Source organism: Lysobacter arenosi (assembly GCF_016613475.2).
GTDB classification, from domain to species: domain Bacteria; phylum Pseudomonadota; class Gammaproteobacteria; order Xanthomonadales; family Xanthomonadaceae; genus Lysobacter_J; species Lysobacter_J arenosi.
This window is the reverse complement of record NZ_CP071517.1, coordinates 898,016-911,533: the sequence shown is the minus strand read 5'-3', so window position 1 is coordinate 911,533 and position 13,518 is coordinate 898,016. Positions and strand designations below refer to the sequence as shown.

The window sequence follows — 13,518 nt, the reverse complement described above, 5'->3', positions numbered from 1 at the left end:
GCGAAGGACCGCGTGGTCCACGCCTGCATGGGCATGGACGCAAGAAAGGGGAACCGGTCGCGGAAGCACTGCCGTTGGCTGCGCTGTCCTCATTCCGGCTCCCCGTTCCCGGTTACCAGTTCCGCCTTACTTCTTGTCGTCCTTGACTTCAGTGAACTCCGCGTCCACGACGTCATCGGACTTCGGCGCGCTGCCACCGGCATCCTGGCCCGGCTGCGAAGCGGCGGCGGCAGCGGCGAACAGCGATTGCGCCGCTTCCTCCAGTGCCTTCGACTTGGCCTCGATCTGGCCCTTGTCGTCGCCCTTCATCGCCGTCTCGAGCTCGGCAATCGCGCCTTCGGTGCGGCCGATCACGTCGCCGGCAACCTTGTCGCCGTTGTCCTTGATCGCGCTGCGGGCGTTGTGGATCAACGCATCGGCGTGGTTGCGGGCCTGCACCAGCTCGTGGAACTTCTGGTCTTCCTCGCGGTTGGCTTCCGCGTCGGCGACCATCTTGGCGATCTCGTCCTCGGACAGACCGGAACCGGCCTTGATCTCGACCTTCTGTTCCTTGTTGGTCTTCTTGTCCTTGGCCGACACGTGCAGGATGCCGTTGGCGTCGATGTCGAACGACACCTCCACCTGCGGCATGCCGCGCGGCGCGGCCTCGATGCCGGTCAGGTCGAAGCGGGCCAGCGACTTGTTGTAGCGGGCCTGCTCGCGCTCACCCTGCAGCACGTGCACGGTCACCGCGGACTGGTTGTCCTCGGCGGTGCTGAAGGTCTGCGAGGCCTTGGTCGGGATGGTGGTGTTCTTCTCGATGATCTTGGTGAACACGCCACCCAGGGTCTCGATGCCGAGCGACAGCGGGGTCACGTCGAGCAGCAGCACGTCCTTGACGTCGCCGGCCAGCACGCCGCCCTGGATCGCGGCGCCCACGGCCACGGCCTCGTCGGGATTGACGTCCTTGCGCGGTTCCTTGCCGAAGAACTCGGCCACGGCCTGCTGCACCTTCGGCATGCGGGTCTGGCCACCGACCAGGATCACTTCGCTGATCTCGCTGGCACGCAGGCCGGCGTCGTTCAGGGCGATGCGGCACGGCTCGATGGTGCGCTTGACCAGGTCTTCGACCAGGGCTTCGAGCTTGGCGCGGGTCAGCTTGATGTTGAGGTGCTTCGGACCGGAGGCGTCAGCGGTGACGTACGGCAGGTTGACCTCGGTCTGCTGCGCGCTCGACAGCTCGATCTTGGCGCGCTCGGCCGCGTCCTTCAGGCGCTGCAGGGCCAGCGGATCCTTGCGCAGGTCGATGCCCTGGTCCTTCTGGAATTCTTCCACGAGGTAATCGATGACGCGCTTGTCGAAGTCCTCGCCACCGAGGAAGGTGTCGCCGTTGGTGGCCAGCACCTCGACCTGCATCTCGCCGTCGACCGACGCAATCTCGATGATCGACACGTCGAAGGTGCCGCCGCCGAGGTCGTAGACCGCGACCTTGCGGTCGCCGCCCTTCTTGTCCATGCCGTAGGCCAGCGCGGCCGCGGTCGGCTCGTTGATGATGCGCTTGACGTCGAGGCCGGCGATCTTGCCGGCGTCCTTGGTCGCCTGGCGCTGGCTGTCGTTGAAGTACGCCGGCACGGTGATGACCGCTTCGGTGACCGTCTCGCCCAGGTAGGCCTCGGCGGTCTTCTTCATCTTCGCCAGCACTTCAGCGGAGATCTGCTGCGGCGCCATGTTCTTGCCGTCGGCCGTGGCGACCCAGGCGTCGCCGTTCTCGTGCTGGGCGATCGAGTACGGCACCAGGTCGAGGTCCTTCTGGACTTCGGCGTCGGTGAACTTGCGGCCGATCAGGCGCTTGACCGCGAAAAAGGTGTTCTTGGGATTGGTGACGGCCTGGCGCTTGGCCGAGGCGCCGACCAGGACTTCGCCGTCCTTGGTGAAGGCCACGATCGAAGGCGTGGTGCGGTCGCCTTCTGCGTTTTCGATGACCTTGGCCTTGCCGCCTTCCATGATCGCGACGCACGAATTGGTCGTGCCCAGATCGATACCGATGATCTTGCCCATGTGTGTAGCTCCCTCGCTAATGCTTGAAATGGTGTGGCGCCGAATCTGTGGTGGCGCCGATGTGCGTTATCTGGGGGCCGGCGGTTGCCTCTTCAAGCGACCGCGTTGGCAAAGTCGCTCGCCTGGCGCTGCCCTGCCCCGATCGTTCAGTCGTGCTTGGCCACCACCACCAGCGCAGGGCGCAGCAGGCGGTCGTTGAGCAGCCAGCCCTTCTGGTAGACCTGGACCACGTCGCCCGGCGCATGCCCGGCGCTCTCGACCATGCTCATCGCCTGGTGGTGCTCCGGGTTGAAGGCCTTGCCGACCGGGTCGATCGCGACCAGGCCGTTGTCGGAGACGACCTTGAGCAGCTGGCGCAGGGTCAGCTCCATGCCTTCACGCAGGTGCTGGGCGGTGTCGGCCTGGATGGTGAGGCCGGCCTCGAGGCTGTCGATCACCGGCAGCAGGTCGCCAAGGACGCGCTCGTTGGCGAACTTGCGCGCCATGTCGATATCGCGGGCCATGCGCTTGCGCTGGTTCTCGAGTTCGGCGCGTTCGCGCAGCGAATCCTCACGCAGCTGCGTCAGCTCGGCGCGGGCGGCCTGCAGTTGCGCGGCCAGCGAATCGCCGCCGTCGGCGTCGTTGGCAAGGTCCAGGGTGTCGTTGTCGGGGGTGTCTTGCGGATCGATCTGGGTCATGCGGTGCTCCATCCCTGCGCCAAGGGCGCCAAACAATTCGGAAATCCGCGCTCAAGGCGCGACAGGGCAGCAATGGGGCCGCCCCGCGAGGTTTCAAGACGAACTGCGCCGTTGGCGACGGCCAGGCGCCGTTCCGGCCGGCCAGGGGCTGTCCCCGTCCCGGCAGCGGCGGGTCCGGGTCCCTCAGGACTCGGAGTGGATGGCAGCCCCGAGCGCGTCGGCGGCGGCCTGGACCACTGGAATCACGCGGTCGTACGCCATCCGGGTCGGCCCGATCACCCCCAGGACGCCCAGTACCTGGCCACTGCCACCGCCGGCAACGTACGGGGCGGTGACCAGCGACATCCCTTCCAGCGGCGCCAGGCCGGTCTCCTCGCCAATGAAAATGCGTACGCCGGGCGCCTGCACCGTGCGTTCGAGCAGCTGCAGGATCTCGCGCTTGCGGGCGAAGGCGTCGAACAGGTCGCGCAGGCGGTCCAGGTCGGCCAGTTCCTGCAGCCCCATCAGGCGGGTCTGTCCGGCCAGCACCATGTCGTCGCCGCCCGGCGCCAGCGCCTGCTCGGCCAGCTCGACCGACTGCGTCAGCAGTGACTGCATCTCGGTCTGGGCGGTGCGTAGCTCGCGCAGCAGGGTGGCGCGGATGTCGGCCACGGTGCGCCCGGCGAAGTGGGCGTTCAGGTAGTTGGCCACGCGCTCGAGCTCGCCACTGTCGAACGGGCGACGGGTCTGCACGATCCGGTTCTGCACTTCGTTGTCGGCGAACACCAGGATCGCCAGCACACGCGCGCCGTCGAGCGGCACGAAATCGATGCGGCGGAAGGCGAACTGCTCGCGCCGCGGCACGCTGACCACGCCGACGAAGTGGGTCATCGCCGACAGCAGCTCCGAGGCGCTGCCGAGCAGGGCCTGGGTGCCGGAACCGGCCGGTAGCTCGCCGCGCAGGCGGGCTAGGTCGGAGTCCGGCAGTGGCCGCACCTGCAGCAGCGAGTCGACGAACAGGCGGTAGCCCTGGGGCGTCGGGACGCGTCCGGCCGAGCTGTGGGGCGCGCTGAGCAGGCCGGCGTCTTCCAGGTCGGCCAGGATGTTGCGGATGGTCGCCGCGCTGACGTCCAGCCCGGCGTGCCGCGCCAGCGTCTGCGAGCCGATCGGCTCGCCGCTGTTGATGTAGCGGCCGATCAGGGTGCGCAACAGCTGCCGTGCACGCGGGTCGAGGCTGGGATCGGCAGGTTTGCGGTTCATGACGGGCATATTGATAGGTCGCGGCCCGATCCGGTGCAAGGGTTTTCGGCGCCGGCCATTGCGGCCGATGCCGCAGATCTGAACCTGCGAGACGCTCCCCCGCTATCACGCCGCAACCGACACAAGGCACAATCGCGCTCCATGCTCGTCCACCTCTCCCTCAAGCAGTTCGCCGTGGTCAGTGAAGCCGAGCTCGGTTTCGGTCCCGGCCTGACCGTCATCTCCGGCGAGACCGGCGCCGGCAAGTCGTTGCTGGTCGACGCGCTGGGCCTGATCTCCGGCCTGCGTGCCGACAGCGGCGTCGTCCGCCACGGCGCCGACCGCGCCGAGCTGGTCGCCGGCTTCAGCCTCGACGACGTCCCGCTGGCCCGTGCCTGGCTGCGCGACAACGAGCTGGACGAGGACGACGCCTGCCAGATCCGGCGCGTGATCCGCGCCGACGGCGGCTCGCGCGCCTGGGTCAACGGCCGCCCGGTCACGCTGGGCCAGCTGAGCGAGCTGTCCACCCTGCTGGTCGAGATCCATGGCCAGCACGAGCACCAGGCGCTGCTGTCGCGCCCCAGCCAGCTGGCGCTGCTGGATGCCTTCGGCCGTACCCAGGCCGAACTGGGCGCCGTCGGCGCCGCGGCGACTCGCTGGAGCGCATTGCTGACCGAGCGCGACGAACTGTCGGCCAAGGGCGATGTCTCCGACCGCATCAGCTGGCTCGAACACCAGCATGGCGAACTGGATCGCGAAGACCTCGAGGCCGACGCCATCGCGCGCCTGCAGGACGACCATCGCCGCCATGCCCATGCGGCCGACCTGATTGCCGCCTGCGAAGGTGCATTCGCCCACCTCGGTGGCGAGGAAGGCCCCTCGCTCTCGCGCAGCCTGCAACAGGTTCGCAGCGACCTGCAGCGTGTGGTGGAACACGAGCCGCGCCTGGGCGATGTCGACGCGATGCTCGATGCGGCCGCGATCCAGGTCGACGAAGCCCTTGCCCTGCTCGACCGCGTTCGCAGCGACCTCGACCTCGACCCGTCGGCGCTGGAGCTGATCGAGCAGCGCCTGACCCGCATCCACGAACTGGCGCGCAAGCACCGCGTGCCACCCGAGCAACTGGGCGCGCAGCGCGATGCGATTGCGGCCGAACTGGAATCGCTGCAAGGCGCCGGCGCGCGCCTGGCCCGCCTCGACACCGAGATCGAAGCCGCCCGTCGCGACTGGCGCCAGGCTGCCGACGCACTCGGCCGTCTGCGCCGCGAGGCCGCGGCCAACCTGTCGGCCAGCACCACCGCGCTGATCTCCGAACTGGGCATGGGCGGCGGCCGCTTCGACGTGCAGGTCGAACCGGTCGAGACCGACCGCCCCGACCCGCAGGGTGGCGAGCGCGTGGAGTTCCTGGTCGCCGCCAACCCGGGCCAGCCGGCGCGAGCGCTGCGCAAGGTCGCCTCCGGCGGCGAACTGTCGCGCATCTCTCTGGCGATCGAAGTCGCCGCGCTGGGACTGGACGCGGTACCGACGATGGTCTTCGACGAAGTCGACACCGGCATCGGCGGCGCCGTGGCCGAGATCGTCGGCCAGAAGCTGCGCGCGCTGGGCGCCAGCCGCCAGGTGCTGTGCGTGACCCACCTGCCGCAGGTCGCTGCGCAGGGTCATGCCCATTACCGGGTCAGCAAGGCAGCCAGCGAAGGCGTCACCCAGAGCGCGGTGCAGCTGCTCAATGCCAAGCAGCGCGAGGAAGAACTGGCACGCATGCTCGGCGGCGTCGAACTCACCCGCGAAGCACGGGCTGCCGCCAAGCGCCTGCTGGCCGACGTCTGACGTCGGCCAACACTCACTCCCTGCGCAGGGGAAGCCGCTCCTCGGCGACCTTCTTGCGCAGCGTCGACTGCAACACGGCCACCAGCAAGGCCACCGACCAGCCCGCCAGCAGCACGCCGACGAGGCTCTGCAGTGCGCCGACCAGGCGCCATTCCGGCGGCAGCAGCACGTCGCCGTAACCGAGCGTGGCGTAGCTGACCACCGAGAAATAGAGCGCGGTGTTCCAGGTCCACTCGGCGTTCTTCCACTCGTAGAACCATGCCCACACGATGGTTTCGGCGCTGTGCACCAGCATCAGCTCGATAACCACCCGGACCAGGAAGAAATGCAGGTAGCGGCCTTCGCGCGGTCGCGCCGCCTTGGCGATCTGCTTGATGGTGAGGGCGCTGTAACAGCTGTGCATCACCACGGTGATCGCAGTCAGCAGCAACGCCCAGAGCAACTGGTTGAGCATGGCCTTCTTCCTTGTGATGGGCCGCCATGACGGCGGCGATGCTTGCTCTTCAGGCCTGCCTTGGCCTGGCTTTCACTTCTCAGCGCTTCTTGCGCACGTACAGCACCAGCGAGTGCTCTTCGATCTCGTAACCGTGCTTGGCGGCGATCTTGCGCTGCAGTTCCTCGATCTCCGGGCTCTCGAACTCGGTGATCTTGCCGGTATCGACATCGACCATGTGGTCGTGATGATGGCCACGGTCGAGTTCGTACACCGACTGCCCGGCCTCGAAGTTGTGCTTGAGCACCAGGCCGGCGGCCTCGAACTGGGTCAGGACGCGGTAGACCGTGGCCAGGCCGATGTCCTCGCCGTGCTCGAGCAGGTGGCGGTAGATGTCTTCGGCGGTCATGTGGCGCGGCTTGGACTGCTCCAGCAGTTCCAGGATCCGCAGGCGCGGATGCGTGACCTTCAGTCCGGCATTGCGCAGGTCTTGCGATTCCATCTGGTTTCCTCGGGTCGAGCTTTGCCGGACGGCGCGGCGGCCATGGAGGGGGGCTGGCGCCGGGCGCCGGAACGCCCGATGAACGCTGTCGGCCCCCCGCCGCCCGCGTCCGCGCTTGGTGGATGCGGGCTTCAGTGTATCATCGCCGCGTTATCCGCCTGTCGTAGACACCGATGCCGAAGCACACGATGCACAAGCTCCTGTTGGTCCTTTCCATCGCCATGGTCACCGGCGGGTGCGGCATCCTCTACAAGCAGCCGATCTACCAGGGCAACCTGCTGGAAAAGGCCAATGTCGACCAGCTGCAGGCCGGCATGAGCAAGCAACAGGTGTCCCTGCTGCTGGGCTCTCCGTCGATCGAGGACCCGTTCCACCACAACCGTTGGGACTACACCTCGACCCAGCGCACCGACCGCGTTGGCCGCACCGAGGTCAAGAACCTCACCCTGTGGTTCGAGAACGACACCCTGGCCAAGTGGGAAGGCGATTACTTCCCCGAGCAGGACGAAGATCTGGCCAAGGCCGCGCCGAAGCAGTTCGGCCGCAACCTGCCCAAGGAAAAGGACAAGCGCCGCGGGCGCTGAGTCCGGTCGCAGCGCGGTACCCGCGCTGCCCTGCCCCACCATCCCTACTTGCGCGGCACCTGCTGCGCGCGCCGGCGGCGTGACTCTTTCGGGTCCGCCTGCAGCGGCCTGAGCAATTCCAGCCGGTCGCCATCGCGCAATCGCGTGTCGACAGTCGCACGCACGCCGAACACCGCATAGCCGGTCGTTTCCGGGTCGTCCGCCAGTCCGGCGGCCCGCAGCGCATCTGCGACGCAAGCGCCCTCGTCCAACTGCAGCGCCACCGCTTCGAATCGGCGCGGCCAGGCGCGGACGACTTCGACCTTCATGCGTCCTCGCCGCGGTCGGCCACCTTGATGAAGTCGTCGACCATGCGATCGGCAAGGCCCTGGAAGCCGATCGCCATCGCCGGACCGAGCAGCTTGACCTTCGGTTCGAACGACAGCGTCAGCGTGACCTTGCAGGCCGACTCGTCCAGGGCATGGAACTCCCAGCGCCCGCCGAGGCTGCGAAACGGGCCGTCGACCAGCTTGAGCTCGATGTGATGTGGCGGCGACATGGTGTTTTCGGTGGTGAACCACGTGCGCAGCGCGCCGAATCCGATATCGAGGCGGGCGACGATGCGACCCTCCCCGGCCTCCAGCACCTGCGCGGCCTCGCACCAGTCGAAGCGGCGCGGATAGGCGGCCACATCGTTGACCAGCGCGAACATGCGCGCGGCGGAGTGTTCGACAAGGGCGGTGCGGCGGATGGTCTGCATGGTCTGGGCTGGGCGTCGCGCCTGGGATCTAGGGCCTGGTATCGCCCAGGCCCCGGTTCGGGGACAATGGCGCGATGTCCAAGAATTCCAACAAGAAGACCGGCAAGGATAAGGGAAAGGGCGGCGCGGGCGGCACCATCGCGCTTAACAAGCGCGCCCGCCACGACTACCTCCTCGAGGAGAAGTTCGAGGCCGGGCTATCCCTGCAGGGCTGGGAGCTGAAGGCGATCCGCGCCGGCCGCGCTAACATCATCGAAGGCTACGCCGTGGTGCGTAACGGCGAGATGTTCCTGCACGGCGTGCAGATCACTCCGCTGATCTCGGCCTCGACCCACGTCATCCCCGAAGAGCGCCGCACCCGCAAGCTGCTGATGCACCGCCACGAGATCGACAACCTGATCGGCCGCATCCAGCGCGACGGCTACACCGTCGTCCCCACCGCGCTGTACTGGAAGGGCAACAAGGTCAAGTGCGAAGTCGCCCTTGCCAAGGGCAAGCAGGCACACGACAAACGCCAGGCCAGCAAGGAACAGGACTGGCAGCGCGAGAAGCAGCGCGTGATGCGCGGGCATAACAAGAACGCCTGATTCCGGGCTGCGCCCGAAACCCCCAAGATTCGTTCCGAATCTCGGGCCCCAAGGCCGCGTTTCCATCCCCTATTCGCGCCTTCGGCGCGAATCGCCCCCAACTTGGGGGCTGCGAACATGCCAGTCAGTCGATCAGCTTCTCGCGCGGCAGCGTGAACCAGAACGTCGCGCCGCGGCCCACCTCGCCCTCGGCGCGTATCGTGCCGCCGTGGCGCTCGACGATGCGCTTGACCGACGCCAGGCCGATGCCGTGGCCGGCGAAATCCTCGTTCTGGTGCAGGCGCTGGAACGGCCGGAACAGCTTGTCGACATACTCCTGCGAGAACCCGGCGCCGTTGTCGCGGACGAAGTACTCCGGGCCGGTCTCGCGCTGCACGGCACCGAACTCGATCTGCGCACCGACGCGGTCGCGGGTGAACTTCCAGGCATTGCCCAACAGGTTGCCGAGCAGGTTGCGCAACAAGGTCGCGTCGCCGATCACGAACAGGTCCGGCTCGATCTGGATGTCGACCTGGCGCTTGCCGTCGCCGACGCGGAGCTCTTCCAGCACCTCGCCGGCCAGTCGACTGAGATCGACGCGCTCCAGCTTCAGTTCGCCACGACTCAGCCGCGACATCTTCAGCAGTGCGTCGATCAGCTCGCCCATGCGCGCGGCGGCGCGGCGAACGCGCACCAAGGTAGCCCTTGCCGGCATCGTCGAGCCCGCTGGAATGGCGTTCGACCAGGATCCGGCTGAAGCCGTCGATCGCCCGCAACGGCGCGCGCAAGTCGTGCGAGATGCTGTAGGCGAACGCCTCCAGCTCCTGGTTGGCCTGGCTAAGCTCGCGCGTGCGCAGCGCCACGCGCGCTTCCAGCGTGCGGTTGAGCGCGTGCACGCGCGCCTCCGCGCGCAGGCGCTCGGTGACGTCCTCGACCTGCACCAGGCCGGCGATGTCCTGGCCGATATTGCCCGGCACCGGTGAATAGGTCAGCTGCGCCTGGCGCGGCTCACCGCCCTCGCGATGCAGGCGACGGGTGGCACGATGGATGCCCTGCGCGTCGGTGTGCTGCCGGTTGCGTGCGCGATCATTTCGGGCTCGTCGCTTTCGAACAACGAATCGAAACGCACGCCTACCAGCGCCTCCGGTGTCAGGCCGACGATCATCGCCAGCGCCGGGTTGGCTTCGACAATCTGCCCTTCACTGTCGAGCAGTGCCTTGCCGATCGCCGAATACAGCATCGCGCTGCGGAAGCGCATCTCGCTGCGGCGGAAGTCCTCGGTCATCCGCACCGCGATCCGGTACGCCTGCGCTTCGGTGCGCGCCAGCATCCAGGCGATGGCATACAACAGCAGCGACGAGAACAAACCCAGCGCAAGCAGGTTCTGCAATCCCTGCAGGCGCGGTGCGGCCACCGCCAGCGGTGCCGATTCGAAGTCCACGCGCCAGCGGCGCCCGTACTGGTTGAAGCGTTCGCTGTGGCGGAACGCAGGCGGGCGCTTGTCGCTGCCGACCGGCGTGGCGAACAGCACGCGTTCCTCGCCGCCCTCGTCGACGACGCGGAAGCGGGTACTGCCGTGCACCGCGCCGAGCGCGTTGCGCACGAATCCGTCGACGCGCAACGGCACGTAAGCCCAGCCCTGGATCTCTGCCCGGCGCAGCCCGGTCGTCGCCGGCCGGCTGCCGCCGCGATAGACCGGCAGGTACAGCAGCAATCCGGTGCCCTGCAGCGGACCGTCCTGGATAAGGTGCACGGGGCCGGACAGGTAGGTATTGCCGGTGTCCATGGCGGCGGTCATCGCCGCCCGCCGCACCGGCTCGGAGTACATGTCGAAACCGACCGCGGCGACATTCGCCGGCGTCTTCGGTTCCAGGTAGAGGATCGGCCCGTAGTCGGCGCGCTCACCGCGCGGCCACACTTCGAGCATGCCGTAGCCGGCATCGCGCCATTGCAGTTGCACCTCCGGCAAGCGCGTGGCGGTCACGTACTCGGCGAAACCGAGACCGACCATGCCGGCGAAACGCTCCTGGATGTCCATGCCGTCGACATAGGCTTTCCACTGCGCCGGCGTAGGCCGCTCCCGCGTCACCGTCGCGAACATCGACACACCGCCGCGCGCGACCAGTTCGTACTTGATCATGCCCTGGCGCAGCAGCTCGGTGACTTCCGCGCTCTTGCTGATGAACTCCGCCTCGGCCGCGCGCAGTTCGCGCTCGCGCGCCGCCCGCCAGGCGGTGAACACCAGCACCAGCGAGCCGACCAGCACGATCAGCGCCAGCAGGTAGCCGCGCCGCGGCGACAGCTCCGCGAGCTCGGGGGAACGGGGGCCGGCGGCATCGGTCATTCCGCCAAGCATACAAAGCCCGGGCGCCGAACGGAGGATCGCCCCTGGACCGGGCCACGCCTCCCCTCGCCCGCTGCTTGAATGCCGGCTGCCTGCCAGGACGGCACAGCGCTTGTGCCGGCGCGATGCGCCCCTATACTGGCTGGGTCAGCGAACAGCTGTCCCCGGGGGTGCACTGGCTTCGACGGGGGTTGCGAAATCGCCTGGCGCATGCCGAGGGGGTAGCTTTCCTCGTAAATCCAGCTGCAAACTTCTAGTTGCCAACGACGACAACTACGCTCTCGCCGCTTAAGGCGTAAGCCCCGAAACTGCTTGTGTCCGTGTTCGCAGTGTAGGGTCATCATCACGGAATCGCCGGGGACGGTTGCCTGTCAGTCCCTGGTTAACCTAAAGCAGGCTGGTTCCCGGATGCGCTTTGCGCGCCGTGCTGTTCGGGGACGAGATCCAACGGAGCGCTAAGCATGTAGTGCCGGGGATGGAGTGCCTTCGGACGGGGGTTCAATTCCCCCCACCTCCACCAATTGGTGATCCAAAGCGGTCCAAATAAGGCCGGAATCCTGAGAAGAATCAAGGATTTCGGCCTTTTTTGTGCCCGACGCAGTCCAGAGCGGTCTATTGCAATCTGACGGTACCCGTCGGTAGTTTTGTCGGTAACAGCCCCCTCGCTGGGGCGAGATACCGCCATCAGGTACCGCCATGCCACTGACCGATACTGCCATTCGCAAAGCCAAATCGGGCGACAAGCCGATCAAGATGGCTGATGAAAAGGGCCTCTATTTGCTGTTGGCTCCGGCAGGCGGCAAGTGGTGGCGCTTCGACTACCGCTACCTCAACAAGCGAAAGACGCTCGCGATCGGCACCTACCCCGATACGTCGCTAGCGGATGCGCGCTCACGCCTAGACGACGCTCGCAAGCTGTTGGCGAATGGCGTAGATCCAAGCGAGCACAAGAAGGCGACCAAGGCCGCCAAGGTCACCCAGGGCGCGAACAGCTTCGAAGTAGTTGGGCGCGAGTGGCATGCAAAGCAGGCCCGCGTGTGGGTGAAAGGTCACGCCGACAAGATCTTGCTGCGCTTGGAGAACGATGTGTTTCCCTGGCTGGGAAAGCGCCCGGTCGCTGAGATGACCGCAAAGGAACTGCTGGCAACGATCAACCGCGTGGTCGACCGCGGCGCCGTCGAAACGGCCCATCGGATCCTGCAGAACTGCGGCCAGATCTTCCGCTATGCCATCGCGACAGGCCGTGCGGAGCGCAATCCTGCAGCCGACCTCAGAGGCGCCCTACCCCCGGTTAAAGAAACTCACCACGCAGCGATCACAGACCCCGCAGCGGTCGGCGGCTTGCTGCGTGCCATCGACGACTACAAGGGGTTGTTCGTCACGAAGTGTGCCCTGCGCCTTGCTCCTTTGCTTTTCGTGCGTCCGGGAGAGTTGCGCCAGGCAGAGTGGTCAGAGATAGACCTGGACACGGCTCAATGGAACATTCCAGCCGAAAAGATGAAAACGCGCCTTGCGCACATCGTTCCTTTGGCACCGCAGGCGGTCGAAATCCTCACCGAGCTGCATGCGTTGACCGGGCGTGGACGATTCGTGTTCCCAAGCGGTCGTGGCCCGCAGCGCCCGATGAGCGACAACGCCGTGCTATCAGCCTTGCGCCGAATGGGCTTCGCTAAGGACGAGATGAGCGGCCATGGCTTCCGTGCGATGGCTCGCACCATCCTGGACGAGGTTCTGCATTTCCGGCCCGACTACATCGAACACCAGCTGGCGCATGCCGTACGTGATCCGAATGGCCGCGCCTACAACCGCACTGCGCACCTAGCCGAGCGTCAAAAGATGATGGCGGCATGGGCTGATTACCTTGACGCACTCCGCACTGAGAATGTCGCTCCTTTAAAGCGAAAGGCTGGCTGATATGGCACGCAAAGCGCGACCCAGACCTAAGTTTATGGATGAATTGGGCACGCCCGTGTTGATGCCCCCATTTCCTCCGCTCGCCGGAGCGCTAACGTCTGAAAACTGGGAAGAGGAAAACAGGGCCGCCATTGCGAAGTGGCACGGCGATGTCGCAGTCACACATATGCTCGGGACTAATCCGAAGCTTGGTGCGCTGTTTGCGCACTACGGCATCACCCCTCCCGCCAGCCGCCTAGACCTTAAAGATCCTTGGCAGTGCCTCGCGTTGCGGATGGCGATGGACTTTGTGCCCGGCTTCCAGGCATCGCCGTCCCGCAAGCGGACAAAATCGACGTGGACAGTACCCGAGCAGGCGCGCCTTGTGCTCGCCGTACTGGACAAAATGGCGAGCGGAACCGCCTTGTCTCCAGTCAAGTCAGCACACACAGCTTGCATGGCCCTCGCGCGCAAAGAGCCTTGGAACGCCAACGGCAACAAGGCCGAAAGTCTCTACACCCGGTTCAAGGAAGCCAAGGCACACCCGCTGATTGCCTGCATGCTCCATATCGAAGATGACCCTAGGCTTGGCGATCCCGTGCGAGCACAGGAGTTGAGCAGGTACGGGCTATCGGTACTGGCCTCAATGGATGGCGGTGCACCGCGCCCAGCACGCCCAGAAAACGGTACGGAATAGC

General features: G+C 66.5%; 15 protein-coding genes and 1 other RNA gene. 7 read left to right on the top strand and 9 right to left on the bottom strand.

Annotated features, from left to right (window positions below):
* Window positions 1-126: 126 nt before the first annotated feature.
* The 3 genes from dnaK to hrcA all read right to left on the bottom strand — a co-directional run bounded on the left by dnaK (window position 127) and on the right by hrcA (window position 3,953).
* On the bottom strand, window positions 127-2,037 hold the full coding sequence (gene dnaK / locus HIV01_RS04350) for a molecular chaperone DnaK (protein WP_200605119.1): 1,911 nt from the start codon (window positions 2,035-2,037) through the stop codon (window positions 127-129).
* Window positions 2,038-2,183: 146 nt separating this feature from the next.
* The gene (gene grpE / locus HIV01_RS04345) at window positions 2,184-2,714 is read right to left on the bottom strand and encodes a nucleotide exchange factor GrpE (protein ID WP_200605116.1); all 531 of its coding nucleotides are present in this window, start codon (window positions 2,712-2,714) and stop codon (window positions 2,184-2,186) included.
* A gap of 183 nt (window positions 2,715-2,897) precedes the next feature.
* Window positions 2,898-3,953 (bottom strand): heat-inducible transcriptional repressor HrcA, encoded by a 1,056-nt coding sequence (hrcA, locus tag HIV01_RS04340; protein WP_200605115.1) that lies wholly within the window; start codon window positions 3,951-3,953, stop codon window positions 2,898-2,900.
* 141 nt (window positions 3,954-4,094) lie between these two features.
* Here hrcA and recN point away from each other — a divergent pair, with 141 nt between their 5' ends.
* Window positions 4,095-5,759 carry a DNA repair protein RecN gene (gene recN / locus HIV01_RS04335; RefSeq protein ID WP_200605114.1) on the top strand — a complete coding sequence of 555 codons (1,665 nt, stop codon included), beginning with the start codon at window positions 4,095-4,097 and terminating at the stop codon, window positions 5,757-5,759.
* Window positions 5,760-5,772: 13 nt separating this feature from the next.
* On the opposite strand, the gene HIV01_RS04330 is transcribed toward recN, so the two are convergent.
* Together HIV01_RS04330 and fur are read right to left on the bottom strand one after the other, a co-directional pair.
* Window positions 5,773-6,213, bottom strand: a complete 441-nt coding sequence (locus HIV01_RS04330) for a potassium channel family protein (protein WP_200605113.1) — start codon at window positions 6,211-6,213, stop codon at window positions 5,773-5,775.
* A gap of 79 nt (window positions 6,214-6,292) precedes the next feature.
* Window positions 6,293-6,694, bottom strand: coding sequence for a ferric iron uptake transcriptional regulator (fur, locus tag HIV01_RS04325; RefSeq protein WP_200605112.1), 402 nt, complete (start codon window positions 6,692-6,694; stop codon window positions 6,293-6,295).
* 188 nt (window positions 6,695-6,882) lie between these two features.
* On the opposite strand from fur, the gene HIV01_RS04320 reads away from it, so the two are divergent.
* Entirely contained in the window at window positions 6,883-7,278 is a 396-nt protein-coding gene (locus HIV01_RS04320; protein WP_200605111.1) for an outer membrane protein assembly factor BamE, read from the top strand.
* A 44-nt stretch (window positions 7,279-7,322) separates the two neighbouring features.
* Here HIV01_RS04320 and HIV01_RS04315 read toward each other — a convergent pair whose 3' ends face one another.
* A complete protein-coding gene (locus tag HIV01_RS04315; protein WP_200605110.1) occupies window positions 7,323-7,586 on the bottom strand; it encodes an RnfH family protein in 264 nt (87 codons plus the stop codon).
* Window positions 7,583-8,017 carry a type II toxin-antitoxin system RatA family toxin gene (locus tag HIV01_RS04310; RefSeq protein ID WP_200605109.1) on the bottom strand — a complete coding sequence of 145 codons (435 nt, stop codon included), beginning with the start codon at window positions 8,015-8,017 and terminating at the stop codon, window positions 7,583-7,585. The genes HIV01_RS04315 and HIV01_RS04310 overlap by 4 nt, the downstream gene beginning before the upstream one ends.
* A 74-nt stretch (window positions 8,018-8,091) precedes the next feature.
* Between HIV01_RS04310 and smpB the strand changes: the two genes are divergently transcribed.
* Window positions 8,092-8,604, top strand: coding sequence for an SsrA-binding protein SmpB (gene smpB, locus HIV01_RS04305; protein WP_200605108.1), 513 nt, complete (start codon window positions 8,092-8,094; stop codon window positions 8,602-8,604).
* Between the two features lie 124 nt (window positions 8,605-8,728).
* On the opposite strand, the gene HIV01_RS04300 is transcribed toward smpB, so the two are convergent.
* Window positions 8,729-9,277 carry a sensor histidine kinase gene (locus tag HIV01_RS04300; protein WP_207527086.1) on the bottom strand — a complete coding sequence of 183 codons (549 nt, stop codon included), beginning with the start codon at window positions 9,275-9,277 and terminating at the stop codon, window positions 8,729-8,731.
* Window positions 9,278-9,314: 37 nt separating this feature from the next.
* Here HIV01_RS04300 and HIV01_RS04295 point away from each other — a divergent pair, with 37 nt between their 5' ends.
* The gene (locus tag HIV01_RS04295) at window positions 9,315-9,566 is read left to right on the top strand and encodes a hypothetical protein (protein WP_207527085.1); all 252 of its coding nucleotides are present in this window, start codon (window positions 9,315-9,317) and stop codon (window positions 9,564-9,566) included.
* Between the two features lie 5 nt (window positions 9,567-9,571).
* On the opposite strand, the gene HIV01_RS04290 is transcribed toward HIV01_RS04295, so the two are convergent.
* Complete coding sequence (locus HIV01_RS04290; protein WP_207527084.1) at window positions 9,572-10,927, bottom strand: CHASE domain-containing protein; 1,356 nt, start codon at window positions 10,925-10,927, stop codon at window positions 9,572-9,574.
* A gap of 166 nt (window positions 10,928-11,093) precedes the next feature.
* Here HIV01_RS04290 and ssrA point away from each other — a divergent pair.
* From ssrA to HIV01_RS04275, 3 genes are all read left to right on the top strand, one after another.
* Window positions 11,094-11,447, top strand: a transfer-messenger RNA (tmRNA) gene (gene ssrA, locus HIV01_RS04285).
* Window positions 11,448-11,623: 176 nt separating this feature from the next.
* The gene (locus HIV01_RS04280) at window positions 11,624-12,841 is read left to right on the top strand and encodes a tyrosine-type recombinase/integrase (protein WP_200605106.1); all 1,218 of its coding nucleotides are present in this window, start codon (window positions 11,624-11,626) and stop codon (window positions 12,839-12,841) included.
* A 34-nt stretch (window positions 12,842-12,875) separates the two neighbouring features.
* The gene (locus HIV01_RS04275; protein WP_200605105.1) at window positions 12,876-13,517 is read left to right on the top strand and encodes a hypothetical protein; all 642 of its coding nucleotides are present in this window, start codon (window positions 12,876-12,878) and stop codon (window positions 13,515-13,517) included.
* Window position 13,518 lies beyond the last annotated feature (1 nt).